Genomic DNA, 26,690 nt, shown 5'->3' with positions numbered 1-26,690 from the left:
GGCGTCGAGCGACGGCGGGTGGCGCCGTGAGCTACGCGAAGGTGCTCTGCGTGGGCCTGGTGGGCGTCACCGGGCACCTGGTGGAGGTCGAGGCCGACCTGGCCGCCGGCCTGCCGGCGGTGGTCATCTCGGGGCTGCCGGACACCGCCCTGCACGAGGCCCGGGACCGGGTCCGCGCGGCCGTGGTCAACTCCGGTCAGCGGTGGCCCAACCGGCGGATCACCCTCAACCTGCTGCCGGCCGACCTGCCGAAGTTCGGCTCCGCGTTCGACCTGGCGATCGCGGCGGCCCTGCTGGGCGGCTCCGGCGAGCTGCCGCTGCTGCCCCTGGAACACGTGGTGGTCCTGGGCGAGCTGGGCCTCGACGGCACGGTCCGCCCGGTGCGCGGTGTGCTGCCGATGGTCGCCGCGGCCGCCCGGGCCGGCGTCGGGAAGGTGATCGTCCCGGTCGGCAACGCCGCCGAGGCGGCGGTCGTCCCCGGGGTCCGGGTCCGGGCGGTCGACACGCTGCACCGGCTGGTCAGCTTCATCCGCGACGGCTCGCCCCTGATCGAGCCGGAGCCGGACGGCCCGTCGCCGGCCGGCGACGGGCCCGACCTGGCCGAGGTCGCCGGGCAGGGGCTGGGCCGGAGGGCACTGGAGGTGGCCGCGGCGGGCGGGCACCACCTGGCGCTGGTCGGGCCGCCGGGAGCCGGCAAGACCATGCTCGCCGAGCGCCTCCCGTCGATCCTGCCCGAGCTGGACGACGAGGCCGCGCTGGAAGTCACCGCGCTGCACTCCATCGCCGGACTGCTGCCACCAGGCGGCCGGTTGCTGCGCCGCCCGCCGTTCCAGGCACCGCACCACACGGCGACGGTGCCGGCAGTGCGCCCATGGTGGGTGCCCCGGCCGGTGGCGTTCGGCCCCTACATTCGACCCGTGGATCCGTCGACAGCGCAACTCGCGGCGGCCGGCATCGCGGCCGGCTCAGTGCTCCTCGGAACGGGGCTAAGTCAGGCGCTGACCCTGAGGGGCGAGGCCAGGCGGCACCGGCTGGAGTCGGCCGCGCGGTGGCACGACGAGCGTCGACGCCTGGCCAGCTTCCTCGTTTCCGAGACCATGCGAGTCGAGCGCAACCTAGAGGACTACCTCGATGACCTGCCGGAGGACGGTCAGGTACGCGAGCAGCTACTCGAACTCGGCCACACCCGGATCAGCGAACTGCCGAACGACGTCAGCCTTGACGGCATCAACGACATCACGCTCGGCATGCTTGACGATTTGGTGGAGGAGATCAGGAAGAAGCTGGCAACCATCGAGGAGCACGCCGCCGACCTCAGCATGGTTGCCAGCGACCAAGCGATGGAAGCCGCCGAGCGGTTGATTACGGCCCTGTGGGTCACGACGCAATCTCTCGACATGCTGTACCCGAGGGAGCACACCCAGAAAGTGCTCGGCATCCTCACGGACGTTCGACGAATGTTCCAGTGGGTGATGCGGGACGAACTGAACGGCACCCTTGCCGGGGTGTCAGCGCGGCGTACGCCGAGGCAGCAGCGCCGCCTGTTCAGGCGTCAGCAGGCCGCGCCGCCCAGGCGAGCTGGCGCATAGCGAGCGTGCCGTCCCTGCCGCCGATGGTGGGCACCCCCTGGCCTCACATACGGCGCGGCCCCCGGGTCGGCGGTCAACCCGGGGGCCCTACTCTCGCCGGCTACTGGTCGAAGTAGCCGTAGTTCGGTGTCAGCCCCGGCTGCCCTCTGCGGATCCAGCCGAGGAACCGGCCGTACATCTCGAACCCGTCCGGCGGTTTCGGGTAGAGCCGGGTCAGGTCGTTCGTCGCCGCGTAGAGCAGATCGGCAAGGTCGATCGCCATCGTTCGGCGGTCCCCGTCGTACTCCACGAGCAGGTCGAGCCGAGCCTGGCCGCAGGGCCACGGGTGAGCGCACGCGGCGCATATCCAGATCGGCTTCACGGGCGAATGGCGTTGCACTTCGGCCTCCCGGGGTGGGGTCGGTTGCAGATGGCACCCCCGCCCGCCGGGCTCCGCCTCCACCAGGCGGGGGGCCGCCATAACTCCACCCCGGCCCTTACCCCCCTGTCAACGTAGGCAGGCCGTATAAGGCGCGCAAATATGGGTAGGTCTGCGTGTGCCTACCGTCGTGTGCATGGGTGAGGTGCCGGGCCCGCTCGTCGGGCCAGCCGAGATCATGGACATGCTGAACGTCAGCCGCTCGCGGTTCAGGCAGATCATCATGCAGCCGCATTTCCCTCGCCCGTTCCAGACGCTGCAAGCCGGCTCGGTGTGGCTGCGCTCGGAGGTCGAGACGTACATCCGGGACCACAGACGCCCCCGCCCACCAGCGGAGGACGAGGAGCAGGGCTGACGGGGCCCCTCGGAGGCCAGCGGAGACACCGAGAGGGCCCGGCGGGTGTTGTCGCACCCCCGGGCCCTCTCGTGGCTTCCGTGAATCAGTCGACCGACTGACCGGCGGCCTCCTGGATGGCGTACTTACCGGCCTCGACGGTCTTCGTCTCGCCGGCTCGGGTCTTGTAGGTGGCCGCCCCGGTGCCGGGGTCGATCTCGGCCCCCGCGTAGACGTGCTTGCCGACCTTGATGGCGGCCACCCGGGGCGCAGGCTTCGGCTGCCTGGTCGCCTTCTTGGCTGCCCGCTCCTGGGCCTTGGCCAGCATCGCGGCGACCTTCACCCCAAGGGCCTCGCTGACCGACTTGCAGGCGGTCACGGCGTCGGAGGTGACCACGACCCCCTCGGCCCGCCCGTACCGGACCTCTTTGCCCGCCATCTCGGCCCGGACCAGGAAACTGACCAGCTTCGCGTCGTGGCCTTGGGCGAACAGCCGGGGGGTCTGCCGGTCGCAGCCGGTCGTCTCGATGGTGACCTCGGGCTCGGTGCCCTCGGGTCCGTCGGTGGTGGTGCCGACCTCGAAAATGGAGCAGCGGCAGGGGCCGAGCTTGCCGGGCTTAGTGCGGTTCGCCATTTCCATTCCTCCTGGGGTGGGAGCTTGTCTCGCTGGTAAGAAAATCCCACCATGCAGATACGAAACGGCACAATCCCCCCGCGCAGTCCGGGCGCGCTTATGCACTGCCAATACGAATCGACCCCGGACCAATAAGGGGCGCGGGGTCGATTCCGGCCAGCTATAGAGCGATAACCCGGCGGTCGGCGATCTGCACTTCGGTGCCGGCAGGCCACCCCCGGGCCACCCCGTTGACCGCCCGAGCCGAGATAGCCGCCTTCTGGGGCCGGCTGATCAGCAGGTCGTCGTAGAACGTGAGATACGGCAGGGTGTTGGTCACCCCGGCGGCCAGCGACGCGCGGACGTTCAGGTCGCCCGGCTCGACGTGGGTCACGTTCAGCTCCAGGTCCCAGCCGTCGCGCTCCTGCTGTCCGGTCACCCACGCCTTGCCCCACAGCTTCGTGCCCTGGGCCCACAACCGGACCGAAATCGACGACCCCGCCGACGCGCCCGGGACGACCGGGAACGCGGTCACGACCTCCGCCCCATCGACGTACTGCCGCAAGGCGAACGTCACGTCGTTCGTGGCTGGCCGCCGGAACAGCCGCAGGTCGACAAACCGGGTCGGGGTGCTCTGCCGGAGCCTGAACCCCTGCTCGACGTAGGCCGTCCCGGTCGGGGCGACAGACACGCCGCAGGCCCCCACGAGCAGTTCGACGTCGGACACCCCGATCGGCAGGTTCACCCCCCGGGCCGCCAAAATCGCCTCCAGCGAGATCTGCCCCCGGTTCCCGTTGGCCGAGTAGTTCGCCGAGGTCCCGCCCGAGTTGACGTAGGCCAGCCCGCCCGGCTCGCTGCCCCAACCCCCGGAGACGGTCCGGGTGAACGGGTCCGACACTGCCGGCCCGATCGCCGAGACGGTCACCAGCTCGCCCCCGACCAACAGGTCCTGCGGGAAGTGGGCGGGGTTGGTCGTCCAGGGCCCGTTGTGCTGGCTGGCCGAGAGCAGCATCGAGGTGTCGCCGGCACCGATCGGGGCAGCCAGCCGGGTAGCCCCCTCGATGGAAGCCGCCCGGGTCTGCCCGACCACCCCGACATCCCAGACCGAACCGGGGGTGCCGTTCCAGGTGATGTCCCAGGCGAACGCGTCGAGCGTCTCGGTGTAGCCCTGAACCATGACCTTTACGGGTCCCGGCGGCAGCCAGTCGGGCAGGTCGCTCACGGACAGGACGTCGCCCGAGTCGAGGGCGTGCATTCTGGCCGCCAACCCGGGGTTGTCGCGCAGGGCGTGCGACGCAAAGTTTGCCGAGATGGTCGGGTACCGGGCTTCATCGACCGTCCCGAGGTGCAGCCGCCAACCCGCCTGGTCCGGGAGCTGGTCGTCGCTGGCGAGGTTCAGCTCAACCGAAGTGTCGTATCTGCCAACTCCGACCGGGGGCGGCAGCGCCGACAGCGGGCCCTCGCTCTTGATCACCCGATACGACTTCGAGCCCACTCGGGTGACCGTTACATCGTTGCGGGTGGCGTCGTCGTCGTCCACCGGATCGAACGGGGGCGATAAATGCTCGTAGGACAGCGCCACCGGCGTCTGGTTGTACAGCGTCCGGCGGGGTCGGTAGATCAGGCCGAGCCCTTCCCGCTGCTCGAACAGGATCCCAAGGTCGGCCTCGGCGCACTCCTCGATCAGATCGAGGAAGCCGCCGGGACGCTGCTCGCCCATCGCGGTCGCCCCGCTGGCCTCTCCGGTGACCGCGACGGGAATGCCCTGTTCGGCGCAGAGCCGTTTGATCCGGTCGGGGGCCAGCTCGCCCGCCCACGCTCGGGTGGCGGCGGGCCGGGTGGTGTCGCCGTACGGGGCGTGTGGGGCGAACAAAGCCAGGTGGCCGATCGAGGGGGCGTAGTCACCACTGTCGAGGTAGTAGTTCGGCAGCACCACATCCGGCACCGGGGCGAGGAAGCCTGACCATGTGCCGGAGGCGACCGACACGCCGTCGACCCGAAGGTAATGCAAGCTATTCGCCCCAGACTGCTCGACATCGAGCCGGATGTGGTGCAAGTTCCCATCCCAACCCGGGTACGCGCCAGACAGGTTCACGCCCACTACCGACCCGTCGACGCTGCCGCCAGCGAGCATGATGGTGCCGTTCGGGTTGACCATGAACGTCCACTCCCACCTCCCGCCCGACCAGAGGGTCATCGGGAATGAGATGGTGCCGTCGGCGGTGCCTGCGTCATACCGGGCGACGAACTCGAACGTCCAGCTCGTCTCGCTGCTCGACGGAATCCTCCCGTGCAGTCGGCCGCCGGTCTTTAGACCGGCCAGCGAGGCGGCACCTTGACCGCCCTCGACTCCCCAGACGATCCGACCGTCGTAGTCGCCGACGCCGATCTGCGTATCTTCGGACTCGCGCCCCAGTTCAGTGATCTCCGGACCGCCAGACAACCCAGAGGCAACCCGGCCCACCGACCGACCGTCCTCCAGCGGCCACCAAGCGACGGGAGGGGGCGACGCGTTGGCATACGCCCGCCATAGCGCGGAGTCCGATGATTTGGTGCCCTGGTTGAGCCGGCGCAGGATGCCCGACGCCTCGACCGGCACCCACCGGTCGAACCCGCCGACATCCCACTTAACCGGCCAGGCGGCTACCTCGCCGAAGAAACGGCGGTTGATCGCGCGGTAGTTGTCGAACCGGACCTCGGGGTTGGTGTTCGTGTTGCCGCCAACCACCCACGAGGCCAGGCCAGCTCGCCCCGCAGCGGCGATCGAACGGTCAACCACCGTGAGGGTCCAGTCGATCGGCTCGACCGTGCCTGTCGGCCAGATCCGGACCGACAGGCGGCTCCCCACGACGCTTGATCGCAGCGTGTACGACTGCCCGGCGGTGTAGGTCAGGCCCGGGATCGAGCTGGCCGCCGCAAGGTCGGTCCATGCGCCGGTGTACTTCGAGATCTTCGCCGAGAGCTTCCCGGCAACGTCGAACTCCATCCGCAGCCAGTAGTAGTGCCCCGCCCCCACCTGGAGCCGGGCCACGTGACCGACCACGATCGAGGCCCCGGTAGCCACCGCCGGAATCGACGCCTCGGTGACCTGCTCGACGTCCAGCCAATCACGGTCGAGCGACGTCGAGCGGACGATGCCGCCGGTCGGGTGCAGGTGCTTGGCCTGGCTGCCGTCGACGGTGAAGTCTGCGGCGGTGCCCCCGGACCTCGTCCAGGGCCGCCCGTCTTCGGTTGAACCCCACCCGGCGCCTACGGTTCGGGTAAATGAGTCCGCGGCGAGGTCGACGCCAACCCGAATCGGGGTGTTGCGGCCGAACAGGCCGAACCACTCACCCCTGGGGTTACGCGGCGAGTACCGACCCGACCTGTTGTCCAGGGTGAGAGTCAGCCGGCCCGGGTCCGCCCGCGTGCCCTCCGCCGACCGACCCCGGGTGATCGAGACGCCACCCCCGGAGCTGGCCGAGGACAGCCGCACGTCTTCGGCGATGTCCACCCAACCGACGCCCCCGCCGATGAACAGCTCAGTCGTCAGCGGCAACGGGTCCAGCGGGAACGCCATCGTTTTACTCCTCGTCGGGGGTGAACCCCGCCCCGAGGTCCCGACCCCCGACGAGGAGTCAGCGGAACCCCGGGGCGGGGTGGTTTTACTTGCGGCCGAGCCGCTGGCGCAGGTCGTGCAGCTTCGACCGCAGTTGGTCGGGCGAGCACAGCCGAGCGGGCTTGCAGTTGGTGCAGTAGATGTCGGCCCGGCGGCCTTCGGCGATGTCGTGGGCGTACACCTCGATTTGGCAGCCAGGGCCGGCACAACGCCGACCCTCGGTGTACTCGTCGCGGTAGTAGCCGGTCGTGTCCATCGACAGCCGCATCAGCCGAACATGCCGAGCGAGTGCCCGCGCTTCGATCTCGTTCACCTTCGGGACCTCCCTCCAAAGTCACCCGGCCCGTGGTGGCCGCCCGTCAAGGCAGCCACCACAGGCGCAGGGGTCGTCAGACCTTGTTGACCAGGAGGCGGAAGGCACCCGCGTCGACCACACCGGCACCGACCCGGGCGTAGGCAACCATGCCCCGCTGGCCGGTCGGCCGGTTGGTCGCCGGGTCGAACAGCATCTGGATTCTCTCGACCGTCATGCCCATACGCTGGGCGACGATGTACTTCTTGAAGTCACCCGCGACCAGCAGCGGGTTCGTGTTGCCCGCCGCCGGCATGACCGCCATGAAGTCGTTCTTCGCGTACTCCTTGCCGAACAGCCGCGACACGCCCTCGACCGTGATGTTCTCGGTGAAGTTCGGGTCGGTGGTGCCGAACTGCCGGATCGAGTTCTCGACCGACACCGAGGACATCCACGCCGTGGTGTTCCGGTTGCGGGCCCGCTCCGGGAGGCTGCCCCACAGCCCGTAGATGTCGGCGGGGGCCAGGGTCGCCGAGGTCGCCACCTGGCGGACCGTCGCGCCACCAGCGGCCACCAAGGCGGGGATCAGACCGGTCGGGGTGTTCGCCCCGGTGCCGACGGTGAGGGCCGAAGCGAGAAGCTCGTTGTAGCCCTCCTCGAACAGCTCCACCATCGACTCGACGAACGACGGCCAGTCCATCTCGACCTCAATCGAGTACGGGATGAACCCGTCGGCCCGGTGGGTGTCGATCTCGGGCTGCGCGAGGGTCGGCGAGTCGTCGTCGGACGGGGCCGCCTCGGCGTCCCACTTCCACGACATCCCGGCCGAGCTGAGGCCCTTCCACTTGTCGGTGGTGATCGTCTCGACCCGGGCCAGCCGGGCGATCGGGTTCGAGGAGCCCTGGGCGGTCATGATGATCGTCGGGTCGATGCTCACCGGGACGGCGTAGCCACCGGCCGAACCAGTGCCGATCGAGAGGGCCCGCACCTCGGACACCGCCCGACGCTCCGGGTCGGTCATCTCGTCCTGGCGGCCAGCGACGAACTTCATGAACGCCGAGCGGTACTCGGGCCGGGAAGTCGCGATGACCGACCGGGCCAGGTCCGCACCGTTGGTGGACTCGTTCGACGTCCGCAGCAGCTTCTCGACCCGGGCGCGCTGCTCTGGGCCCAGGTGGGCGGTCGCCTCGTTGCGCTGCTCGCCGACCAGCCGACGCGCGTGGTCCAGAACCGTCCGGTCGTCCGCCCGGGTCAGGTTCAGGTCGAACGAGTCCGCCTGCGGGGCCCCGGTGTTGGTGCTACCCCACTGCGCCCGGGACTGCTCGGCCCGGCTGCGACGGGCCGCACGCTCCTCGGCCTCGCTGTTGTGGCCCCGAAGCTTCGCCTCGTTGTCGCGCGACTCCTGGTCGAGTCGGTCGAACTCCGCCGCCTCGGCCTCGCTCAGGTCGCGGCCCTCGGCGCGACTGAGGATCGCCTGCAACTGGTCGACGATCTCCATCTGCCGGGCGCGGATCTGCTCGCGGTCCATTGCACTTACTCCCACTCCGACCCCGAGGCTCCCCGGAGTCTTTAAGACTCGACAGAAAGCCGGGTGGCGGGCGGTCGGTGAAACCCAACCGGTGCCGGGCCGGAACGGAGACGAATGTTCAGCCCCCGTCCGCGATTGAGCGGCGGCCAGCCGGCCACGCCCCGCGCTACATTCCCATTCCATCACGCGATTTGGCGCGACAGAATGCCGATGTGGCTGCCGTTACGTCATCGGGTCCACCGGCCGATATCCTCGGGCCTCCCGTGTCGTTCGGCTGCCCGGCTGGCCGCCGACGGGCTCACGAACTTGAGCCGGTCCGCCACCTGGGCCCAGGTGAGGCCCTCCGCCTTCAAACGGGCAGCCTCAACCCCCCGGGCCGCGTGCTCCTGCCGCCTCTTCGGCTGCTTGAAGCTCCTACGCCGCTCGGCCGCCTCGCGCTCGGTCTCGATTCGGGCTGCTGCCGGTGAACGGAGCCGCCCGCAATGCCGGCATCTGCGGCCGTTGTCCCTCTCCATCCCACCATCGGACCATGCGATTCAATGGCGGCATCAAACCGACATCTCTCTCCCCCCTATTCCTCCGATAGGCGAGGAGGGAGAGAAGAGCGGACGAATGGCGGGGTCTTCCTTTACCTGCGGCCCCAAAAAGCGGTCACAGCTCGGGGCCCTCGCCCGCTGGCCTCGTCCGCACGCCTCCCGTGCCCGTCGTGGGCCTCGTGTGGGCTCCCGGGCACCTACGCACCCCGGGCCACGGAGAGGGCGAAGGAAGCCGCCCGAAGACCATCGGGCGGCCAACCAGGCACCGACACCAATGGGGTCCCATGATCAACAAAAAGTCAGTGTCCGCCGTCACATTTAGTTGCGAGGTCGAAATCCAGCGTTGACATTGAATGAACCAACCAACCACAGCAACACCGGGCCTCACCAGCCCAAGCCAGCCCTAATGGGTGGAGTGTGTCTAGTGGAGGTTGGGTTGAGTAACGACGCCATCATTCGCCTGCTGTGCTTGGCCGTCGCCGTCCTGGCGGCCAGCCTGACGGGCACGGTCACCAGTTGGATCTCCTGGGCCATCGAGCCGAACATCGGCCAGGCCCTCCTCGCGGGCGGGGCGTCCTTCGCCGGCTGCGCCCTCTTGGTCCTCACGGCGATCAGGTTCCTCACCGGTCGCGACGCCTGATGCCTCGGACTCCGGGCGATCCCTGGCGGGGGCTGGGGTCGCCCGGAGCCGACAGCCGGACATCCCGCCCCGACCCAAACATGTGACCGCCGTCACAGAATCTTGATGGTCAGCCTGCGGCGAGCCACAGTGGAGAGACAACTTCATAGCCCCCTCACAACAACGGGTCCCGCCTACCGGCGGTGGAGTCTGTCTAGTGAGAGGTGGGATGTGGAGATGAGTTTCCCGGTTCGTCTGCTGTGCCTGGCCGTTGTCGCCCTCGGGTCGAGTCAGGTCGCGACGGTTGCCAGTTGGATCACTTGGGCGATGGACCCGAGCTTTGGTAAGTCCCTGATCGTGGGAGCTGGAGCGTTCGCCGGCTCGGCCCCGCTGTTCTTCGGGGCACTCAACTACTTGATGCGAAACGACGCCTGACACCTCGGTATCCGGGCGATCCCTGGCGGGGGCTGGGGTCGCCCGGAGTTGGGGCCCGTCGTCGGCGGCCAAGCACGACGCCCCCGGGCGATTCAGGTTCTGTCGGGCGGACGACACAACGCAACAACGCCCGCGCGGCCCCAGGCAGGGGCAGGGCTACCACACACCGCCCAGCAGCCGGCGGACCGACGGTGCGTGAGCCCAGCTTGACAAGTCAGTCTGACGGCTGACAGCCTGCGCAGCAGGCGGGAACCTCCGCAGTAGATCCAAAATGGATCGCTGTGTCCGAAGGAGGATGCCCCGCAATGGGAAGTGATTTCCCCACCCGTCTGCTGTGCCTCGCCGTGGTGACCCTCGGGTCGAGCCAGGTCGCGACTGTCGCCAGTTGGATCTCTTGGTCAATGGACCCGAGTTTTGGAAAGTCCCTGATCGCGGGGGCTGTGGCATTTGCCGGCTCGGCTCCCCTCATCTTCGGAGCCCTCAACTACCTGATGCGGCGCGACGCCTGACGCCTCGGACTCTGGGCGATCCCTGGCGGGGGCTGGGGTCGCCCGGTGCCGATGCCTGTCGTCGGCGGCCAGGCACGACCGGCGATCACTCCTCGTTAGCGGGGAGCGGGGAGCGGGGAGACGAGGGGGTCCCCGTGGGGTGGGCCTGTCTCCCCCGCTGTTGTCACCCCTCGTATAGCCGGGGGGACCTCGATAGTTACAAAAAGTAAGAATTATGAACGAGACGCCCCCCACGGGGCTCCTCCGCTACGACCCCCCACAGGGATACCCTTCTCCCCGCTCCCCGCTCCCCGCTAACTGTCCGTGCTCCCCGCTCCCCGATGACCGGTCGTGCTGGCCGCCTCCAGATACGGCGGTGCCGGCCGAGGCTCACACCCCGACCGGCATCCCTGGGCCGACCTCTCGGCCTACCCGCGCCACCTCAGCTTTCGGATCTTCCGGCCCCCGGCGCTGACCTCCGGGCCCTGCTCTACCCCGTCGGCCTCGATCACCTGGGCGAGCACCTCGTCACCGAGCCGGGCCCGGGTCGCCCCGTCCATGCAGCCTTTGAGCAGCTCCCGGGGCGACATCTCGGCACCGCCCGCAGCCTTCAACCGCTCGACCGCCTTACCGGTCAGCTCCTCGATTCGCTGCTGTCGCTCGTCGGCGATGCTGGCCGCCTCCTCGGCCTCGGCCTCCGCCTGCCGGGCCCGAGCCCTGCCCCGAGCTACCGAGGTCTGCCGGTTCTTGTCGGCCAACACCTGCTGGCAGATGCCTCGGGTGTGCTCGCTGACGGTCATGAGCAGACCGGCGATTTCCCAGTCTTCTTCGGTGACTTCGGCCGGGCCTCGGCGCTGTTCGAGGAACCCGAGCAGCGCGGCGATCTTCAACCGGGTGAAGTTCGCATGCCCCTGGAGGCTGTTCGCCTGCTCGACCAGGCCCGTCGAGAGGGTGGCCTCGCGGATTGCCAAGGTGGCCTGTCGGGCGGTTTCGCAGATCTCGATCTCGATCCGCTCCTTCGGCTGAATCGGCTCGTTGTCGGGCTGCAACCCCTGCGCGCTATAGATCTCGTAGTCGGTCCAGCCGATCGGGATGACCTGCTCCGGCATCGCGAACCGCCCCCGGTACCGGTCCGGGTCGTTGGTCGGCAGCCACACCCACCTCTGCGGCGTCCCACCGTCGGCATCATCGAGCAGCACCCCCGCCCTGGCCGGCTGGATGCCGGCGATGACCGCAGCCCTGTACCGGTGCTGGCCGACGGGACGGCGCTTGTCCTTCGCGGCGTAGTGCGCGCCGAGGGCCTTGCCGGTGTAGACCTTGCGCAGCGTCGGCATGGTCGTCGAACCGTTCATGCTGGCGGCTGCGTCGAGCGAGTCGATCTCGGAGATCTCAAACAGCACCGAGTCGCAGAACTGGATCGGCCCTTCCTTCGGGTGCGGGTGGGTAAACGCGGCGTCGATGCCCTGCCCGCTCGCGGCCTCGACCCGCGCGCCGAGCTGCGGCACCCCGAGGATCGCGTCAGCCGTGTCGATCGCGGCGTCCTTGCCGGCACCGGAGGGCCCGACCAGGCCGATGAACACGTTCAGCGAGCCGACTCCGCCCGTGGTCGGCGGCAGCACCACATGCGGCCCGATCCGGCAGGCGACCTGCGCCAGGACCGCCCCGAGTACGGCGAACGGCCCGACCCGCTGGACCCGAGCCGACTGCCGGATGGCGGCCAGCACGGGGCGACGGGTCCAGAACGCCTCCTCGGCGGTTCGGACGGTCGCCGGCAGCCCCGCCCCGGCCTGACCCCCGCCCGGGGCCGGCTGTGCGCTCCCCGTGGCTCCGGGGGCCATCGTCGGGGCCTTCCGGGGCATCAGGTCCCGCCGGATCTGTCGGGCCGCCTCCTGGCTGTTACCGCCGTGGTGCCGCGAGGCGTACCAGTCGAACGGGGACAGTCCCCGCCCGGTCGGCAGGCCCGCCGATTCGCTGAACACGTACAGCACCTGCCGGCCCGCGTCGTCCATGACGTTGCCGCTCGGCCCGTCTTTGGGGTTCTTACCGGGCCTCGCGTAGTGCCGTCTGCCCTGGTGTTCGTAGGCGAACGTCCACCCGTCGGCTTCCAGTAGCGCGCACAGGTCGTTGTTCTGGTTGAACCAGTCGGCGGGGCCGGGTCCGTCGTCCTCGTAGCCGTTCACCGGAGCTGCGAGACGGGACGGGGGCACCGGGGTCGGCACCGGGGCCACCCGACTCAAGGACGGACCTCCCGGGGCCCTCGTCGGGGCCTTCGGACGGGCCGGGATCGCGGCCCGCAGCTCCTCGTAGGTGTAGCTCGGGCCGCCACCCCAGATGACCTCGCAGGGCCTCGGGTCACCCTCAACCTTCCGGTTCACGGTCCCTGGGATGCGCAGGATCCGGGCGATGTCGCCGGTACCGGTGCCGTAGTGCCAGCCGTTCTGTCTGGCCGCCTCGTAGATGCTGGCCTGCAGGTCGGTCGACAGCTCCCCCCACGCCTCGGCGGTCAGGTCCTGCCCGAGCACCCAGGGCCGTCGGGGCAGCCAGAACGGGTAGAACCCGCCACCGGAGGCGACCCAGACGGTCGGCTCCGGCAGGTGCGCGACGATCTTCTCGGCCGCAGCCTGGTCGGGCGGGAGCCGCCGCCCCTCGTATCGGGCCGGGTCGTGCTTGTGGCCGGGGCCTTCCACGTCGATGTCGGCCCACAGGCCGAGGACCGCTACCGAATCCTCGGCGGTCCCGCGCTTCTCGGCCTCGGGTCGAATGGTGGACATCCGCAGGAACACCCCGGGGTCACGGTCCCGCCTGGCGACCTCCCGCAGCATCGCGGGGGTGTCCTGCGGCATGAACCGCTCGCCCCGGAAGTTGGTCGACTTGGAGCCGATCCAGACCAGGCCGGGGGTGTCGGTCGGGACGACTCGCCGCAGCCAGCCGAGGACCTGTTCGGTGTCCAGTGCCGGTCCGACCGGCGGGGGGCTGGACTGCTGGATTGCCGCGATGGCAAACGTCATGATTTACTCGCTTCTAGCGTAGTTGCAAGGGATGAGGTGGCCCCCGGGGATGTGAGCCCAGGGGGCCACCGGTTTACTTGGGCTGGTTGGTCGTCGCCGTGGTCATCGCCTGGCGGACCAGGACCAGCAGGGCGAACACCGCCCGCTGAACCTCGGCCGCCCGCTGCTCCACCGGGCTCATCGCTTCGCCCGCCGCTTCGTCAGCAGCGACTCCCGGACGTCGACCGGGGCCGATTCGCCGGCCCACAGGACCGAGACGAGCCGCTCGACCCGGCTGCTGACCAGCTCACCGCCGACGGTCCCCGCGTCCGGGTCGATGACCTCGCCGAGCACCCCGGCGGCGACGACCTGATCGCGCTTCTTGAACTTCGGCCTACTTGCCAGCTTCGTGCTCATCGGACAATGACCTCCCTTTCGATGCGGTACTGGTTGAAGCGGACCCCGCCCGGGGTCCTGTGTTCGGCGATCGAAACCACACCCTCGTCGGTCAGCCGGCCCAACTCGGCCTGAAACTCGCCCTCGGCGATCCCGTGTCGCTTGCACGCGTCCCGCAGGTGCGAGTAGTCGGCCCAGCCGTCGGGGCCGGAGCTGTAGGCCAGCAGGTGGACCAGGGTGAGCCGGGCGTGACTGCTGCGCTTCATCCCGAGGACGACCGGGCCTCGGCCCCGGTTGGTGCCCCGCTTGCCCCGGGGGCCGGTTCTACGCCTGGCCGCCGTCTGCATCGCGGGTCACCTCCCCGATGGTGCCGAGGGTCGCGCCGATCGCCAGGGCGTCCCGCAGGCTCTGGGAGATCCCGAAGACGAACACCGGAGGCTGTCCGGGCTCGTTCAGGGTCACCGCGACCGTCTCGACCGGGGTGCCGCTGGGCCCGAGCAGCCGCAGGGCCTCGTGTTCGGTGTGGGTGGTCGACGGGACCGCGACGATCGCCCCCGCCCGGAGGGCCTCCGCGACGTTCAGGCTGTCGCAGCAGCACAGCAGCGGGCCGCCGTCTTCGGCCGTCCCGAGGGCGGCCACCGGGGCACCCAGCCCGAGCGCCAGCGGCATCAGCAGCCGGGTGAGGATCGCGTGCCCTCGGGTTGGCAGCCACGAGGCGGGGGTGTCGAGGGTGTGCCACTGGTGGGGGCACTCGGCTGCCGGCTCGTCCTGCCCTGCCAGCTTGGTCACCTCAACCGGCGGGTTCGCCGGGTCTTTGGCGGGGTGACCGGGCAGCGGGTCGCCGACCTGGTAGATCGGGGTCGGCTCCGGCGGGTTGCTGTGCCCCGTCCGGCCGTCGATGTAGGTACCGCCGAGGGTGTCGGCCAGGTCGCCGAGGCTGTCGCCGGTCGGCTGCTGCGGCTCGTTGGTGTTCATGCGGCCACCGCCTGACCGGTGGTGCCGACGGCCGGCAGCAGCCGGCGCAGCCGGTCGACCTGCTCCGGGGTCGGGGCGGGGGCCGAGTTAATCAGGTCTTCGATCGCCAGCTCGGCGCGGACGACCCGCAGTTCGGTTCTGGCCGCCGCGACTTCGGGGGCACCGGCACCGAGGTTGTTGCTCAGGCTGCCGAGTCGCCCACCTGCGGCCAGGTACCGCCGGTCGGTCGTCCATGGGATCGAGTTCTTGGCCATTTGGCCCTCCTGCACAAGAAGCGGATTCTTGTGCTCGGGGCGAGCGGGCTAGGCTCACGGACGCCGGTCCCCAACCGACTGAGGCCCTTAAGGCCCGGGGCGTTTCCCGCCCACCGATCCGGCGGCTGCTGCCGGGCTCGATCGTCCCGGTGCTCCTGTTCCAGCCGCATTCCCAGAAAAACACGGCTAGGCCCCCAGGACCTAGCCGGCTAAATCTGCCGTGACAGGCGTCACATGCGGTGCCAAACCAGACGGTCAGCGACCCGGTGAATGCACGTCGGCTTGCGGCACTCGTCGCACCAGCGGTTGGTTTTCGCCCTGCCGACTCGGAGCTGTCCGACCAGGCCCGGAGACAGCACCTCCCGGGCGACCGCCCGGCGGGCCGGCATCGGTGCTGCCTCCAGCCGGGCCCGGATGTCGCCCCCGGCACCGAGGAAGGCGGCCAGCGCAGGCGGGGCGGACAGCTCCCGCTCCTGGCGTTCCAACTGCTCGGCCTCGGCCAGCCACTTCCGTTCGGCAGCCCCGGCCATCTTCGGGGTGATCTGCTCGGCGGCAAGCTCGTTCTCCAGCTCGACCAGGTTGCGCCGGACCTCCGCGAGCCGCTGCTGCACCCGCCGCAGCTCCGGGTCATCGCCCCGCTTGCGGGTCAGCTCCTGGTACACGTCATCGCGGCTCAGGTACCCGACGATGACGTCAAATGCGACTTGGTCTAGCAGCTCCTCGCTCACCTGGATTCCGCAGTTTGCATGGCATCGGAGGTGGGGTGGCTCGCCCCCGCGCTTGGAGCTGGTCATGGGCGCATCGCACCGGTCGCAGACCGCGATCATTGACAGGAAATGCCGCCCCTGCCCGTCGCGGTTCACCCGCCGGGCGGGGTTGTTCAGGATGGCCGCCACCGCGTCGAACTGCGCCGGCTCGACGATCGCCGGCCAGGCAGCCTCGTAGACCTGCCCGCCTTTGCCCCTGGCTGCCCGTGTCGAGTGCCGGCGACGACCGGCGTAGGTGTCGCGAGTCGCCATGCCCCGTACGACCTGCTCGGACAGCGGGCGGCCAGCCCGGGACCGCACCCCCGCCGCCTGCAGGTCGAGCGTGATGCGGCGCAGTGAGTCGCCCGCCTCCAACCGGTCGAAGATGGTCCGAATGGCTGCGGCCTCCTCGGGCACGATCACCTGCCGCAGCAGCGCGCCCGTCTCGGGGTCGTATTCGCGGCGATACCCGAACGGGGCCTGTCCGTGCATCCAGCCCGCTCGGGCCTTCTGGCGTACGGTCCGCTTGACCCGGCGGCTAGTCTGCGCCGACTCGTACTCGGCCCGTACGGCTCCGGTCAGCAGGGTTGCGCGGTCGTCCGGGTCGCGCGGGTCGTACAGCTTCTGCACGTCGGACACCCAGACCTGCACGTTGGCCGCCTCCATCAGCCGCAGCGCGGGGGCCCACTCGTCCACCTGCCGGCTGAACCGCGACAGCTCCCACAACCCGAGAATGTTGGCCCCGAAGCTGCCCGTCCGCAGGTCGGCCATGAGTTTGGTGAAGTCGCCCCGGACCTTCGCGGCGTACTGGCTGGCCGAGATCCCGTCGTCGGCGTACGCCTCGCCGAGCTGCCAACCCCGCCCGTCGGCGTCCTCGTCCAGCTCGGCGAGCTGCTCCCGCACCGACTCGGACTTGCCCCGCTGGTTGTCGCTTACCCGCAGGTAGGGCCGCATCGTTGTCTCGGTGGTAACCATGGGGGCATCCCATCACGGCGTTTGTCGGCTCCGGAAGCACCCCCCACGGGTGGAGTGCGACGGTGCCGTCGCTGGTCGGCGGCGGTTCCGGGCTGGCCCGCCCCGGCGCGATATCCCTCGCCCACCGGGGCGTGCTCTTCCTCGACGAGGCGCCCGAGTTCAGCCGGGGCGCGCTGGAGGCGCTGCGCCAACCGCTGGAGAACGGCCGGGTCCGGCTGGTCCGCAGCCGGGGCGGCGCCGAGTACCCGGCCCGTACGCAGCTGGTGCTGGCGGCCAACCCGTGCCCGTGCGCCAAGCCGGCCGGGGACGCGTACTGCGAGTGCCCGCCGCAGTCCCGGCGGCGCTACCTCAGCCGGCTCTCCGGGCCGTTGCTGGACCGGATCGACGTGCAGGTGAAGCTGCCGCCCGTCCGCGCGGCCGAGCTGATGCAGGCCACCGTCGACAGCGAGCCCTCCGCCATCGTCGCCGCGCGGGTGGCGGCGGCCCGGCAGGCGGCGGCCACGCGCTGGGCGGTGCTCGGTCACCGGCTCAACGCCGAGATACCCGGCCCGTACCTGCGCCGACCGCCCTGGCGGTTGCCCGGGCCGGACACGGCCGAGCTACGGGTCCGGCTGGACGCCGGGTCGCTGTCGGCCCGCGGCTTCGACCGCATCATCCGCCTGGCCTGGACGATCGCGGACCTGGACGGTCGGGACCGCCCCGACCGGGAGGACGTCCGGGAGGCCATCCAACTGAGGACGGGGGACGCGACGTGAGCACCGACGAGGAGACCCTGGCCAGGGTGGCGCTCACCTGGCTCGCCGAGCCCGGCACCTGGTCGGTGCACCGGCTGGTCGATCGGCTCGGCCCCGTGGCGGCGCTCGACCTCCTGCTCGACGGGGGCGCGCCGGAGGAGACGCTGCGGAACACCGTGGCGGCCCGTAGCGCGGCCGGCGACGCCCGGGCCGTCGCGGCCGAGGCGCTGGCCCGCACGGACCGCCTCGGCGCCCGGATCGTCGTTCCCGACGACGACGACTGGCCGGTCCGGGTCGGCGACCTGCGCCGGCTCCGGCTGCCCGGCGCCTACCGGCGGGTGGACATCGAGACCGCCCCGCCGCTCTGCTTCTGGGTACGCGGCTCGTGGCCGCTCGCAGAGGCGTTCGACCGCTCCGTCTCGGTCGTCGGCGCCCGCGCCGCCACGGGGTACGGCACGCACGTCGCCACGGAACTCGGCTACGGGCTGGCCGACCGGGACTGGACCGTCGTCTCGGGCGGAGCCTTCGGCATCGACGCCGCGGCCCACCGGGGCGCGCTCAACGCCGGTGGCCTGACCGTGGCGGTGCTCGCCTGCGGCGTGGACCGCCCGTACCCGATGGGCAACGCGGCGTTGTTCGACCGGATCGCCGACACCGGGCTGCTGGTCAGCGAGTGGATGCCGGGAGCCGATCCGCTCCGGCCCCGGTTCCTCATCCGCAACCGGGTGATCGCTGCGGGCACCCTCGGCACGGTGCTGGTGGAGGCGGCCGCCCGCAGCGGCGCCACCCAGACCACCCACCGGGCGCTCGCCCTGGGCAAGCCCAGCATGGTGGTGCCCGGCCCGGTCACGTCGGCGATGTCCGTCGGCGCGCACGAGACGCTGCGGGAGTATCCGAAGGCCCGGCTGGTGACCGGCGTCGCGCAGGTGCTGGAGGAGGTCGGACGGATCGGCGATTTGGCGCCGTTACCGCGCGGCCCGCAGCAGCCGGCCGACCTGCTCGACGACGACGCGAGGGCCGTCGTCGAGGCGTTGCCCCGCCGGGGCGCGGTCGGTGTGGACGTCCTCGCCGCGCGGGCCGGAGTGCCCGTCCGTACCGCGCTGCGGAAGCTGTCGATGCTCGAGGAACTGGCCCTGGTGCTCCGCCGCGACGACGGGTACGCCCTCGCGCCCCCGCCGGCCGGGAACGCGACCGCCGGACGACCGGCGACGCCGGGGGGACCGTGAATCGACGGACGGGCCGTGCACCGCCGTCAGTCACCCTCGAAGCGGATCTCCATCGCGCGGTCCTGCCGGCAGCGCCGCGCCAACCGGTCCAGCCGGCGCACGTGCGTCAGCTCCGGCGTCGACCGGGCCACCTCGGCGAGGCAGCGCACCTCGGCGAGGAGCTGCGGCGCCTGGCCGGCAGGGACCACCAGCTCGCCGACCGGATCCACCCGGTCGAGCAGAGGGGTACGCCCGGCGCCACGGACGCGCCGGACGAGGTTCAGCAGTACGTCGTCGGGATCGGGCAGCACCTCGGCCGGCACGAGGCGACGCCGGTCGGAGCCCACCCCGACCGCCCGGTAGAGGACGACGTCCACCCCCATGTCCGGTCCCCCTTCGTCGAGCCTGGTCCCGTCGCACGGCGACCACGGCCAGGGCCCACACCCGTTGGTACGACAAGTCTGCGCGCACCGGCCGACGCAATCCACCACCCGGGCCGCGCGTCCGCGCCGGGAACACCCGCGAGCCGGCACGGCCGGTCACCGCCTCGGCGCCCGGGCGGGCCGGTGCCCAGCCGATGGCCACCACCCGGTGCGCTGCCCGGCCGTGGCCTGCCGATGGCGGCGGCCGGTGCCCTGCCCAGCGAGGTGGCGTCGGGCAACCAGTGCCGTGCCCCGGCCCGGTGGCCTGCCGGTGGCGTCGGGCGACCGTAGGCTGGTCCCGTGCCGCCCGAGGATCCGCCGCCCATCGCCACCACGGCCTCGATCCGCACCCAGCTGTACCGAGGGGTGCCGCCTCCCGTGCGGGTCGACCAGGCGGCGTGCGCAGTTCGGCCCGGCCGCGCGGCGTTCGCAGCTCGGCCCGGCCACGCGGCGCCCGCAGCTCGGCCCGACCAGGCGGCGTTCGCAGCTCGGCCCGACCAGGCAGCACCCGCAGCTCGGTCCGGCGTGACAGGGACGCGCACGCGGAGCGCACCGGGCGCCCGGCGGGTGGCGGCGAGGGGACCGCGGTGAGCCGGGAGGCGAACGGCACCCGGGCGACCCACGAGGCGCTCCCACCGGCGATGCGCGAGGCGGTGGACGACTTCGCCGGGTACCTGGCCGCCGTGCGCAACCGGTCCGCCCACACCGTTCGGGCGTACGTCGGTGACGTGGTGTCGCTGTTGGACCACGCCCACCGGATGGGCTGCGCCGAACTGCCGGAGCTGGACCTCGCCGTGCTACGTAGTTGGCTGGCGAAGCAGCGGACGATGGGGGCCGCACGGACGTCGCTCGCCCGCCGGGCGGCCTCGACGCGGACGTTCAGCGCGTGGGCCCACCGCTGCGGGCTGCTCCCCGCCGACGTGGCCGGCGCCCTGTCCAGCCCGCGCGCCCACCGGGACCTGCCGACCGTGCTGCGTGCCGACCAGGCGGCCGCCCTGGTCGAAGCGCCGGGCCGGTTCGTCCCGGCCGTGCCACCACCCCCCGCCGAGGGCGACTCCCGACCGCCGTCACCCGACGAGGGCTCCCGGTCAGCATCGCCCGACGGGGTGGGTTCCCGACCGGCGTCGCCCGCCGACGACGGGCCCGGGCCGGCGTCGCCGAAGTCGTCAGGTCCTCCCCCTGCGGCCGATAAGGTCGCCGAGGCGGTACTGCTGCGGGACCGGGCGCTGCTGGAGCTGCTCTACGGCACGGGGGTGCGGATCAGCGAGGCGTGCGGCCTCGACGTCGCCGACGTCGACCACGCGCGACGGGTTGTGCGGGTGTTCGGCAAGGGTGGCCGGGAACGGGCCGTGCCGTACGGGGTGCCGGCGCAGCGGGCGCTCGACGAGTGGCTGCGCCACGGCCGGCCGGCGCTGGCCGCACCGCACTCCCGCGACGCGCTGCTGCTCGGCGCCCGCGGCGGACGGCTCAACCCGACGACGGCACGGCGGATCGTCGGCGGGTACGCGGAGGCCGCCGGCCTGCCCCCGATCAGCCCGCACGGGCTGCGCCACTCGGCGGCCACCCACCTGCTGGAGGGCGGCGCCGACCTGCGGGCGGTGCAGGAACTGCTAGGGCACTCGTCCCTGGCGAGCACCCAGATCTACACCCACGTGTCCGTGGAGCGGCTCCGCGCCGCCTACCGCCAGGCCCACCCACGCGCCTGAGTCCCGCCGTCGCAGGTCACCCCGGACCCGAGCGGCCCGGACCCGAACAGCCCAGGTACGAGCGGCCCAGACACGCAGCCGGAACCCGAGCAAGGGTGCACGAGCGGCCCGGACCCGAGCGGCCCGGACCCGAGCAGCCGGGATCCGAGCAGCCCGGGCGTGGCAGCCGGGCCCGGGCGCCGGGCAGGCAGGGTCGGTGCTCAGGTCCGGCGCGGCGACGAGCCCGGCCCGTCGGGGGCCGAGCCCCGGAGCACGACGTGCGGCTCGCGCCCGAGGTCCAGGCACATCCGCACGTCGTCGTAGCGTTCGTCGCCCACCTCGATGACGTTCGGCAGCCGACCCCACTCGCGGAAGCCGAGGCGCTCGTACAGCTCGATGGCACCGTGGTTGTTGCCGCGCACTCCCAGCGCGAGGGTCTCGACGCCGGCCTTGCGGGCGTCGTCGATCAGCGCGCCGGTGACGAGCCGACCGATGCCGCGGCCACGGGCGGCGGGGTGTGCGGTGATCTTCTCCAGGTCGGCGTAGTGGGTGAAGATCGGCTTCGGACCGCGCCGCCACGACCCGGTGCCCACCACCCGGTCGTCGAGCACGGCGAGGACCAGCGCGGCGTCGCCGGCCTCGACGAGACAGAGCACCCCGTCCAGCCAGGCGTCGGTCTCGGCGCGGCCGGGCGGGACCGCGTACCCGATCGCGCCGCCCCGCTCGGCCACGGCGTGCAGCACCCGGTGCACCTCGGCGCGCAGCTGCCGGTCGGCGGCGGTCGGCCAGCGCAGTTCGACGTCCATGACCAGCGATTCTCCGGGATCGAGGACGGTCGACCGGCACGGGCTCGAGGAAACCGCGTCCCGGGCGGGCACCCGACGGACCGTACCCGGCGGACCGGCGGCGATGGATCGACCGGTCGCTACGATCACCGGGTGAGCCTCCCGCAGCCGCCCGGGCCGATCGCGGCAGCCCGCCTGCTCTTCTCGCTCGATCCGGCGGTCAGCCACCTGAACCACGGTTCGTTCGGCGCGGTACCGATCGCCGTGCAGCGGGCCCAGCAGCGGCTGCGCGACGAGATGGAGGCCAACCCGCTGCGCTTCTTCACGCAGGGCCTGGTCGACCGGATCGCCCACACCCGCCGGCACCTGGCCGGCTTCCTGGGCGCCGACCCGGACGGCACCGCCCTCGTCCCGAACGCCACCACCGGCGTGGCGGTGGTGCTCCAGTCGCTCGGCCTGCGTCCGGGCGACGAGGTGCTCACCACCGACCACGGCTACGGCGCGGTCGGCCTCGCCATCGCCCGGGAGTGCCGGCGGACGGGGGCGGTCGAGCGGACCCTGCCCGTCCCGTTGACCGCCTCGGGCGAGGAGATCGTCCAGATCGTCCGCGCCGGGCTGCGCCCCGGCCGGACCCGGCTGCTCGTCGTGGACCAGCTCACCTCGGCCACCGCCCGGCTCTTCCCCGTCGCCGCGATCGTCGGCGTGGCCCGGGAGCACGGGATACCGGTCCTCGTCGACGCCGCACACGCCCCGGGCATGCTTCCGGCACCGGTGGGCGACGTCGGCGCCGACTTCTGGGTGGGCAACCTGCACAAGTGGGCGTACGCGCCGCGCGGCACCGCCGTACTGGCGGTCGCCCCGCCGTGGCGGGAACGGATCGAACCGCTGGTCGTCTCCTGGGAGCAGGAGTCCGGGTTCCCCGGCCGCGTGGAGTGGGCGGCGACGCAGGACTACACGGGCTGGCTGGCCGCGCCGGTGGGCCTGTTCACGCTGCGCAGCCTCGGCGTGGACCGGGTACGCGGGCACAACGCCGCGCTGGCGGCGTACGGCCAGCGGCTGCTGGGGGACGCGCTCGGGGTGGCCCCCGTCGACCTGCCGGACCCCGGCGGGCCGGGGGTCGCCATGCGGATCGTGCCGCTGCCGGCGGGCCTGGGCACCACGCTCGACGCGGCACGGGCGCTGCGGGAACGGATCGCCGAGCGGCTCGCCACCGAGGTCGCCGTCATGGCCTGGAACGGGCGCGGCTGGCTGCGGCTCTGTGCCCAGGTCTACAACACCCCCGACGAGTACGAGCGGCTCGCGGTGCGGCTGCCTCCGCTGTTCGCCCAGCGCTGAGGGCGGGGTCGTCCCCGTCGAGCGGCAGCAGCCGCACGGGTCCCAGACCGAGCAGGGCCAGCGGATCCAGGTACTCGGCGCCGCGCCGCAGCCCCCAGTGCAGGCAGGCAGGAGCGGGGCAGCCCGGGTGGCCCGACAGGAGGGTGCCCAGCGGCGCCCCTGCCGCCAGGGTCTCGCCGGGCCGGACCGCCGGCGACACCGGCTCGTGGGTGGTCCGCAGCCCGTCGGCGTGCCCGACGGTGACGACGGGACGGCCGGCGACCAGACCGGCGAAGAGCACCGTGCCGGCGCCGGCGGCCCGCACGGTCGCGCCCGGCACGGCGGCCAGGTCGACGCCCCGGTGCCCGGGCAGCCAGGGCCGGGGCGGCGGGTCGAACCGGCGCACCGGGCGCGGGACGCCGTCGAGCGGCCACCGGAACCGCACGGCACCGGCCGGCGCGCCCCTGGGCGATGCGACCACGGCCGTCATGACCACAGGCGTCATGACCACGGCCGGCACGAACCCTGGCGGCGCGCCCCCGGGCGGTGCCGCCGCGACGAACGGTCGCCCCGCCGCCGGGACCGGCCCGGCGGCGGGCGCGGCGGGTCCGAGGGACAGCAGGGCAGCGCAGAGCGCGACGGCGGTACGGGCGGCAGGTCGCATGGGCGCAGCCTGCGCGGCACCCGCCCGTCCCCGCCACCCCGGCAACCCTCGCCTGTGGACGACGGTCGTCCTGTGGACGGCCCCCGGAGGGCCGGGCGGTCTGCTAGGCGCGCTGGTTCCTGGGCGTGCCCGGCAGTGCCGGCGAGGCCCTAGGCTGGGACGGGCACACGGCGGAGCCGCCGCCGTCCGGCCGGGGAGGTCCTTGATGACCACTGTGCACGATGCCAGCGGGCCCTCCCGCGTGGCGGAACCCGGCGAGGGCATCACCGCCGAGGAGTTGCAGCTCGCCGCCCGCAACCACGGCATCCCCCTGGAGGCGCTGCGCTACGACGTGACCCCGGCCGGCCTGCACTACCTGCTCATCCACTACGACATCCCTGACCTCGACCCGGACGCGCACGCGCTGACGGTGGCCGGCGCGGTGGACCGGCCGCTGACCCTCGACCTCGCGGCGCTGCGCGAGCGGCCCCGGGTCACCCGCCGGGTCACGATGGAGTGCGCCGGCAACGGGCGCGCCCTGCTGCATCCCCGGCCGGTGAGCCAGCCATGGCTGGTCGAGGCGGTCGGCAACGCGGAGTGGACCGGCACCCCGCTGGCGCCGCTGCTGCGCGAGGCGGGGATCGCCGCCGACGCCGTGGACGTGGTCTTCACGGGCGCCGACCACGGTGTGGAACGCGGCGTCGAGCAGGACTACCAGCGGGCACTGCCGGCCGCCGACGCGCTGCGCGAGGAGGTGCTGCTGGCGTACGAGATGAACGGCGCTCCGCTGCTGCCGCAGCACGGCGCCCCGTTGCGGCTGATCGTGCCCGGCTGGTACGGCATGGCGCACGTCAAGTGGCTGCGCGCGATCGACGTGCGCACCGAGCCGTTCGACGGCTACCAGAACGCGGTCGCCTACCGGCTGCGGCGGGACGCGGACGACCCCGGGGTGCCGGTGACCCGGATCGAGCCGCGGGCGCTGGTCCGGCCGCCCGGTTTCCCCGACTTCATGTCCCGCACCCGGGTGCTGCGGCCCGGTCCGTGCACGCTGGACGGTCGCGCCTGGTCGGGCCACGCCCCGGTCGTCTCGGTGGAGGTGACCACCGACGACGGGGCCAGCTGGCGACCGGCCATCCTGGACGAGCAGGTCGGCGGGGAGTTCGCCTGGCGCCGGTGGCGCTGCGAGTGGGCGGCGGAGCCGGGGCGGCACGTTCTCGGGGCCCGCGCCACCGACGCCTCGGGGCGCAGTCAGCCGGTCGAGCAGCCGTGGAACCGGGGCGGCTTCGCCAACAACCTCGTCCAGCGGGTCGAGGTCGTGGTGCTGGCGGGGTGAACCGGGCTGCCGGGGAGGAGCGGGGCGACGGCCGCGCGGCGGTGGGGGCGCCGACGGGGCCGTGCGGCCGACGGTGGGACCGTCGGGCGGGCGGCGGAGCGGTGGGTCAGCCGGGCGGGCGGCGGAGGTGGGTCAGCCGCCGAAGCCGGAGTCGGCGGGCAGCGAGATGTCGGGCTTCTCCAGCTCCTCGACGTTGACGTCCTTGAAGGTCATCACCCGGACGTTCTTCACGAACCGGGCGGGACGGTACATGTCCCACACCCAGGCGTCGTGCATCTCCACCTCGAAGTAGACCTCGCCGTCGGAGTTGCGCACGTGCAGGTCGACCTGGTTGGCCAGGTAGAACCGGCGCTCCGTCTCCACCACGTAGGAGAACTGGCGGACGATGTCGCGGTACTCCCGGTAGAGCTGGAGCTCCATCTCGGTCTCGTACTTCTCGAGGTCTTCCGCGCTCATCGCACTCCGCCTTCCATGACCACATCTTCCCCCACCGACGCCGGAGGCCGAGGCTGCTCGCCCAACGCCACGCCGACGGTACCCCCTGGCGGGCAGGAGCGCTCCATCGGCTCGTCCCGCCTCGCGTCCGCCGGCCGACGCGCCCGGGGTGGGGCGCCGTCGCGACCGGACACCGTCGCCACGTTGACGTACGAGAACCGGTGCTCCCGGCACGGCCCCCGGTCCCGCAGCGCCGCGGTGTGTTCCGCGGTGATGTAACCCTTGTGCTCGGCGAACCCGTAGCCCGGGAACGCCCCGTCGAGCTCGACCATCATCCGGTCCCGGGTGACCTTGGCGAGTACGCTCGCCGCCGCGACGCAGGCGGCCACCCGGTCGCCCTTCCACACGGCCAGCCCGGGCACGTCGAGGCCGTCCACGCCGAAGCCGTCGGTCAGCACGTAGTCGGGGCGGGTCGTCAGCGACGCCAGCGCGCGACGCATCGCGGCCAGGTTGCTCACGTGCAGGCCCCGCTCGTCGACCTCCTCGGCAGGGATCACCACCACGGCGTACGCCAGCGCGCGGGCCACGACCTCGTCGTGGATCCGCTCCCGGCTGGCGGGGGTGAGCAGCTTGGAGTCGGCCAGCCCGTCGATCTCGCCGCGGCGGCCCTCGGGCAGGATCGCGGCGGCGGCGACCAGCGGCCCGGCGCAGGCGCCGCGACCCGCCTCGTCGGCCCCGGCGACGTGCCGGAAGCCGCGCCGCTGCAACGCGCGCTCCAGCGCGTAGAGCCCGCCCTCGCGGCGCACCACCGTGCGCGGGGGCGTCAGCACGGCGCGTCCTGCCCGGCCGTGGGCGCGGGCGCGGCGGCCAGCGCCCGGGCCAGCACCGTCGTCAGGTCCGGCGGGTAGTACCGCTCGCCGCTGGCGGTCAGCTCGTCCGGCGACCACCACCGGTGGGCGGCGACGGTGGCCCGCTCGATCTCGCTGAAGCCGGCGGTGTCGACCTCGTGGCCAGCCACCCGCACCAGGAAGAACTCCTGCTCCTGCCGGTACCACACGCCGTCGAAGGGGAACTCCGTCACGTCGCGGTGCACGGGCGCCCCGAACGCCGGGGCCGGCAGCCGCAGCCCGGTCTCCTCGGCCAGTTCCCGCGCCGCGCACTCGGGGTAGCTCTCCCCCTCGTCCAGGCCGCCGCCGGGGGTGAACCACCAGCGCCCGTGCTCGGGACGGGCCGGGTCGGAGCCGCAGAAGAGCAGCACCCGACCCGCCGCGTCGACGAGCAGGACGCGCGCCGCACGCCGGGGGGTGTAGACGGTCACCGCACCAGCCTGCCAGACGCCGCCGACAACGCA

General features: G+C 72.2%; 26 protein-coding genes and 1 pseudogene. 10 read left to right on the top strand and 17 right to left on the bottom strand.

Annotated features, from left to right (window positions below; all coding sequences use genetic code 11):
- The first annotated feature begins 26 nt into the window (after positions 1-26).
- Complete coding sequence (locus tag EV374_RS33265) at positions 27-1,589, top strand: magnesium chelatase domain-containing protein (RefSeq protein ID WP_486485618.1); 1,563 nt, start codon at positions 27-29, stop codon at positions 1,587-1,589.
- 100 nt (positions 1,590-1,689) lie between these two features.
- On the opposite strand, the gene EV374_RS33260 is transcribed toward EV374_RS33265, so the two are convergent.
- On the bottom strand, positions 1,690-1,851 hold the full coding sequence (locus EV374_RS33260) for a hypothetical protein (protein ID WP_486485617.1): 162 nt from the start codon (positions 1,849-1,851) through the stop codon (positions 1,690-1,692).
- 292 nt (positions 1,852-2,143) lie between these two features.
- On the opposite strand from EV374_RS33260, the gene EV374_RS06880 reads away from it, so the two are divergent.
- Positions 2,144-2,362: a helix-turn-helix transcriptional regulator gene (locus tag EV374_RS06880; protein WP_486485616.1), complete on the top strand. Its 219-nt coding sequence runs from the start codon at positions 2,144-2,146 to the stop codon at positions 2,360-2,362.
- Positions 2,363-2,447: 85 nt separating this feature from the next.
- Here the strand turns inward: EV374_RS06880 and EV374_RS06875 are convergent, their stop codons facing one another.
- The 4 genes from EV374_RS06875 to EV374_RS06860 form a co-directional block, all read right to left on the bottom strand.
- Entirely contained in the window at positions 2,448-2,975 is a 528-nt protein-coding gene (locus EV374_RS06875; protein ID WP_132232726.1) for a hypothetical protein, read from the bottom strand.
- Positions 2,976-3,135: 160 nt separating this feature from the next.
- Complete coding sequence (locus EV374_RS06870; RefSeq protein WP_132232724.1) at positions 3,136-6,513, bottom strand: hypothetical protein; 3,378 nt, start codon at positions 6,511-6,513, stop codon at positions 3,136-3,138.
- An 85-nt stretch (positions 6,514-6,598) separates the two neighbouring features.
- Positions 6,599-6,865 carry a hypothetical protein gene (locus tag EV374_RS06865; protein ID WP_132232722.1) on the bottom strand — a complete coding sequence of 89 codons (267 nt, stop codon included), beginning with the start codon at positions 6,863-6,865 and terminating at the stop codon, positions 6,599-6,601.
- Between the two features lie 76 nt (positions 6,866-6,941).
- Positions 6,942-8,372 (bottom strand): phage major capsid protein, encoded by a 1,431-nt coding sequence (locus tag EV374_RS06860; RefSeq protein WP_165947722.1) that lies wholly within the window; start codon positions 8,370-8,372, stop codon positions 6,942-6,944.
- A 972-nt stretch (positions 8,373-9,344) separates the two neighbouring features.
- On the opposite strand from EV374_RS06860, the gene EV374_RS06855 reads away from it, so the two are divergent.
- From EV374_RS06855 to EV374_RS06845, 3 genes are all read left to right on the top strand, one after another.
- Positions 9,345-9,548: a hypothetical protein gene (locus EV374_RS06855; RefSeq protein ID WP_132232718.1), complete on the top strand. Its 204-nt coding sequence runs from the start codon at positions 9,345-9,347 to the stop codon at positions 9,546-9,548.
- Positions 9,549-9,758: 210 nt separating this feature from the next.
- Positions 9,759-9,962, top strand: a complete 204-nt coding sequence (locus EV374_RS06850; protein ID WP_132232716.1) for a hypothetical protein — start codon at positions 9,759-9,761, stop codon at positions 9,960-9,962.
- A gap of 305 nt (positions 9,963-10,267) precedes the next feature.
- Entirely contained in the window at positions 10,268-10,471 is a 204-nt protein-coding gene (locus tag EV374_RS06845) for a hypothetical protein (protein ID WP_132232714.1), read from the top strand.
- Between the two features lie 407 nt (positions 10,472-10,878).
- On the opposite strand, the gene EV374_RS06840 is transcribed toward EV374_RS06845, so the two are convergent.
- From EV374_RS06840 to EV374_RS06815, 6 genes are all read right to left on the bottom strand, one after another.
- A complete protein-coding gene (locus tag EV374_RS06840; protein ID WP_132232712.1) occupies positions 10,879-13,458 on the bottom strand; it encodes a hypothetical protein in 2,580 nt (859 codons plus the stop codon).
- Positions 13,459-13,635: 177 nt separating this feature from the next.
- On the bottom strand, positions 13,636-13,854 hold the full coding sequence (locus tag EV374_RS06835) for a hypothetical protein (RefSeq protein WP_132232710.1): 219 nt from the start codon (positions 13,852-13,854) through the stop codon (positions 13,636-13,638).
- Positions 13,851-14,099 (bottom strand): hypothetical protein, encoded by a 249-nt coding sequence (locus EV374_RS06830; RefSeq protein ID WP_132232708.1) that lies wholly within the window; start codon positions 14,097-14,099, stop codon positions 13,851-13,853. The genes EV374_RS06835 and EV374_RS06830 overlap by 4 nt, the downstream gene beginning before the upstream one ends.
- Positions 14,100-14,157: 58 nt before the next feature.
- Positions 14,158-14,808, bottom strand: a complete 651-nt coding sequence (locus EV374_RS06825) for a hypothetical protein (protein WP_132232706.1) — start codon at positions 14,806-14,808, stop codon at positions 14,158-14,160.
- A complete protein-coding gene (locus EV374_RS06820; protein WP_132232704.1) occupies positions 14,805-15,062 on the bottom strand; it encodes a hypothetical protein in 258 nt (85 codons plus the stop codon). Before EV374_RS06820 ends, EV374_RS06825 begins: the two co-directional genes overlap by 4 nt.
- Before the next feature lie 230 nt (positions 15,063-15,292).
- Entirely contained in the window at positions 15,293-16,783 is a 1,491-nt protein-coding gene (locus tag EV374_RS06815) for a recombinase family protein (protein ID WP_132232702.1), read from the bottom strand.
- A 50-nt stretch (positions 16,784-16,833) separates the two neighbouring features.
- On the opposite strand from EV374_RS06815, the pseudogene EV374_RS06810 reads away from it, so the two are divergent.
- Positions 16,834-17,538 (top strand): annotated as a pseudogene (locus EV374_RS06810) (ATP-binding protein); the annotation flags it as partial.
- Positions 17,535-18,743: a DNA-processing protein DprA gene (locus EV374_RS06805; RefSeq protein ID WP_132232700.1), complete on the top strand. Its 1,209-nt coding sequence runs from the start codon at positions 17,535-17,537 to the stop codon at positions 18,741-18,743. The pseudogene EV374_RS06810 and the gene EV374_RS06805, both read left to right, overlap by 4 nt.
- A gap of 26 nt (positions 18,744-18,769) precedes the next feature.
- On the opposite strand, the gene EV374_RS06800 is transcribed toward EV374_RS06805, so the two are convergent.
- Positions 18,770-19,105, bottom strand: coding sequence for a hypothetical protein (locus tag EV374_RS06800; protein ID WP_132232698.1), 336 nt, complete (start codon positions 19,103-19,105; stop codon positions 18,770-18,772).
- A gap of 680 nt (positions 19,106-19,785) precedes the next feature.
- Between EV374_RS06800 and EV374_RS06795 the strand changes: the two genes are divergently transcribed.
- Positions 19,786-20,850, top strand: a complete 1,065-nt coding sequence (locus tag EV374_RS06795) for a tyrosine recombinase XerC (protein WP_132233220.1) — start codon at positions 19,786-19,788, stop codon at positions 20,848-20,850.
- A gap of 200 nt (positions 20,851-21,050) precedes the next feature.
- Here the strand turns inward: EV374_RS06795 and EV374_RS06790 are convergent, their stop codons facing one another.
- On the bottom strand, positions 21,051-21,635 hold the full coding sequence (locus EV374_RS06790) for a GNAT family N-acetyltransferase (RefSeq protein WP_132232696.1): 585 nt from the start codon (positions 21,633-21,635) through the stop codon (positions 21,051-21,053).
- Positions 21,636-21,767: 132 nt separating this feature from the next.
- On the opposite strand from EV374_RS06790, the gene EV374_RS06785 reads away from it, so the two are divergent.
- Positions 21,768-22,949: an aminotransferase class V-fold PLP-dependent enzyme gene (locus EV374_RS06785; RefSeq protein ID WP_132232694.1), complete on the top strand. Its 1,182-nt coding sequence runs from the start codon at positions 21,768-21,770 to the stop codon at positions 22,947-22,949.
- On the opposite strand, the gene EV374_RS06780 is transcribed toward EV374_RS06785, so the two are convergent.
- Positions 22,837-23,592 carry a M23 family metallopeptidase gene (locus EV374_RS06780; protein WP_132232692.1) on the bottom strand — a complete coding sequence of 252 codons (756 nt, stop codon included), beginning with the start codon at positions 23,590-23,592 and terminating at the stop codon, positions 22,837-22,839. The two genes, EV374_RS06785 and EV374_RS06780, sit on opposite strands and share 113 nt — an antisense overlap.
- Positions 23,593-23,797: 205 nt before the next feature.
- Between EV374_RS06780 and EV374_RS06775 the strand changes: the two genes are divergently transcribed.
- Positions 23,798-24,904, top strand: coding sequence for a sulfite oxidase (locus EV374_RS06775; RefSeq protein WP_132232690.1), 1,107 nt, complete (start codon positions 23,798-23,800; stop codon positions 24,902-24,904).
- A 132-nt stretch (positions 24,905-25,036) separates the two neighbouring features.
- Here EV374_RS06775 and EV374_RS06770 read toward each other — a convergent pair whose 3' ends face one another.
- From EV374_RS06770 to EV374_RS06760, 3 genes are read right to left on the bottom strand one after another with little or no spacing between them, the layout of a single operon-like run.
- Positions 25,037-25,360 (bottom strand): DUF2469 domain-containing protein, encoded by a 324-nt coding sequence (locus EV374_RS06770; RefSeq protein WP_007075222.1) that lies wholly within the window; start codon positions 25,358-25,360, stop codon positions 25,037-25,039.
- Positions 25,357-26,169 (bottom strand): ribonuclease HII, encoded by an 813-nt coding sequence (locus tag EV374_RS06765; RefSeq protein ID WP_132232688.1) that lies wholly within the window; start codon positions 26,167-26,169, stop codon positions 25,357-25,359. The genes EV374_RS06770 and EV374_RS06765 overlap by 4 nt, the downstream gene beginning before the upstream one ends.
- Positions 26,163-26,657 (bottom strand): NUDIX hydrolase, encoded by a 495-nt coding sequence (locus EV374_RS06760; protein WP_132232686.1) that lies wholly within the window; start codon positions 26,655-26,657, stop codon positions 26,163-26,165. Before EV374_RS06760 ends, EV374_RS06765 begins: the two co-directional genes overlap by 7 nt.
- Positions 26,658-26,690 lie beyond the last annotated feature (33 nt).

This window comes from Micromonospora sp. CNZ303 (assembly GCF_004345505.1).
The sequence above is the reverse complement of the archived record's forward strand: the minus strand, read 5'-3'. Positions and strand labels throughout refer to the sequence as shown.

Excerpts from the sequence above, each read along its gene's own strand:
- EV374_RS06820 (WP_132232704.1), bottom strand. The coding sequence starts at position 15,062 with ATGGCCAAGAACTCGATCCCATGGACGACCGACCGGCGGTACCTGGCC.
- EV374_RS06815 (WP_132232702.1), bottom strand. The coding sequence starts at position 16,783 with ATGGTTACCACCGAGACAACGATGCGGCCCTACCTGCGGGTAAGCGAC.
- EV374_RS33260 (WP_486485617.1), bottom strand. The coding sequence starts at position 1,851 with ATGGCGATCGACCTTGCCGATCTGCTCTACGCGGCGACGAACGACCTG.
- EV374_RS06790 (WP_132232696.1), bottom strand. The coding sequence starts at position 21,635 with ATGGACGTCGAACTGCGCTGGCCGACCGCCGCCGACCGGCAGCTGCGC.
- EV374_RS06800 (WP_132232698.1), bottom strand. The coding sequence starts at position 19,105 with ATGGGGGTGGACGTCGTCCTCTACCGGGCGGTCGGGGTGGGCTCCGAC.
- EV374_RS06860 (WP_165947722.1), bottom strand. The coding sequence starts at position 8,372 with ATGGACCGCGAGCAGATCCGCGCCCGGCAGATGGAGATCGTCGACCAG.
- EV374_RS06795 (WP_132233220.1), top strand. The coding sequence starts at position 19,786 with ATGCGCGAGGCGGTGGACGACTTCGCCGGGTACCTGGCCGCCGTGCGC.
- EV374_RS06845 (WP_132232714.1), top strand. The coding sequence starts at position 10,268 with ATGGGAAGTGATTTCCCCACCCGTCTGCTGTGCCTCGCCGTGGTGACC.
- EV374_RS06840 (WP_132232712.1), bottom strand. The coding sequence starts at position 13,458 with ATGACGTTTGCCATCGCGGCAATCCAGCAGTCCAGCCCCCCGCCGGTC.
- EV374_RS06780 (WP_132232692.1), bottom strand. The coding sequence starts at position 23,592 with ATGCGACCTGCCGCCCGTACCGCCGTCGCGCTCTGCGCTGCCCTGCTG.
- EV374_RS06825 (WP_132232706.1), bottom strand. The coding sequence starts at position 14,808 with ATGAACACCAACGAGCCGCAGCAGCCGACCGGCGACAGCCTCGGCGAC.
- EV374_RS06880 (WP_486485616.1), top strand. The coding sequence starts at position 2,144 with ATGGGTGAGGTGCCGGGCCCGCTCGTCGGGCCAGCCGAGATCATGGAC.
- EV374_RS06870 (WP_132232724.1), bottom strand. The coding sequence starts at position 6,513 with ATGGCGTTCCCGCTGGACCCGTTGCCGCTGACGACTGAGCTGTTCATC.
- EV374_RS06770 (WP_007075222.1), bottom strand. The coding sequence starts at position 25,360 with ATGAGCGCGGAAGACCTCGAGAAGTACGAGACCGAGATGGAGCTCCAG.
- EV374_RS06835 (WP_132232710.1), bottom strand. The coding sequence starts at position 13,854 with ATGAGCACGAAGCTGGCAAGTAGGCCGAAGTTCAAGAAGCGCGATCAG.
- EV374_RS06775 (WP_132232690.1), top strand. The coding sequence starts at position 23,798 with ATGACCACTGTGCACGATGCCAGCGGGCCCTCCCGCGTGGCGGAACCC.
- EV374_RS06875 (WP_132232726.1), bottom strand. The coding sequence starts at position 2,975 with ATGGCGAACCGCACTAAGCCCGGCAAGCTCGGCCCCTGCCGCTGCTCC.
- EV374_RS06830 (WP_132232708.1), bottom strand. The coding sequence starts at position 14,099 with ATGAAGCGCAGCAGTCACGCCCGGCTCACCCTGGTCCACCTGCTGGCC.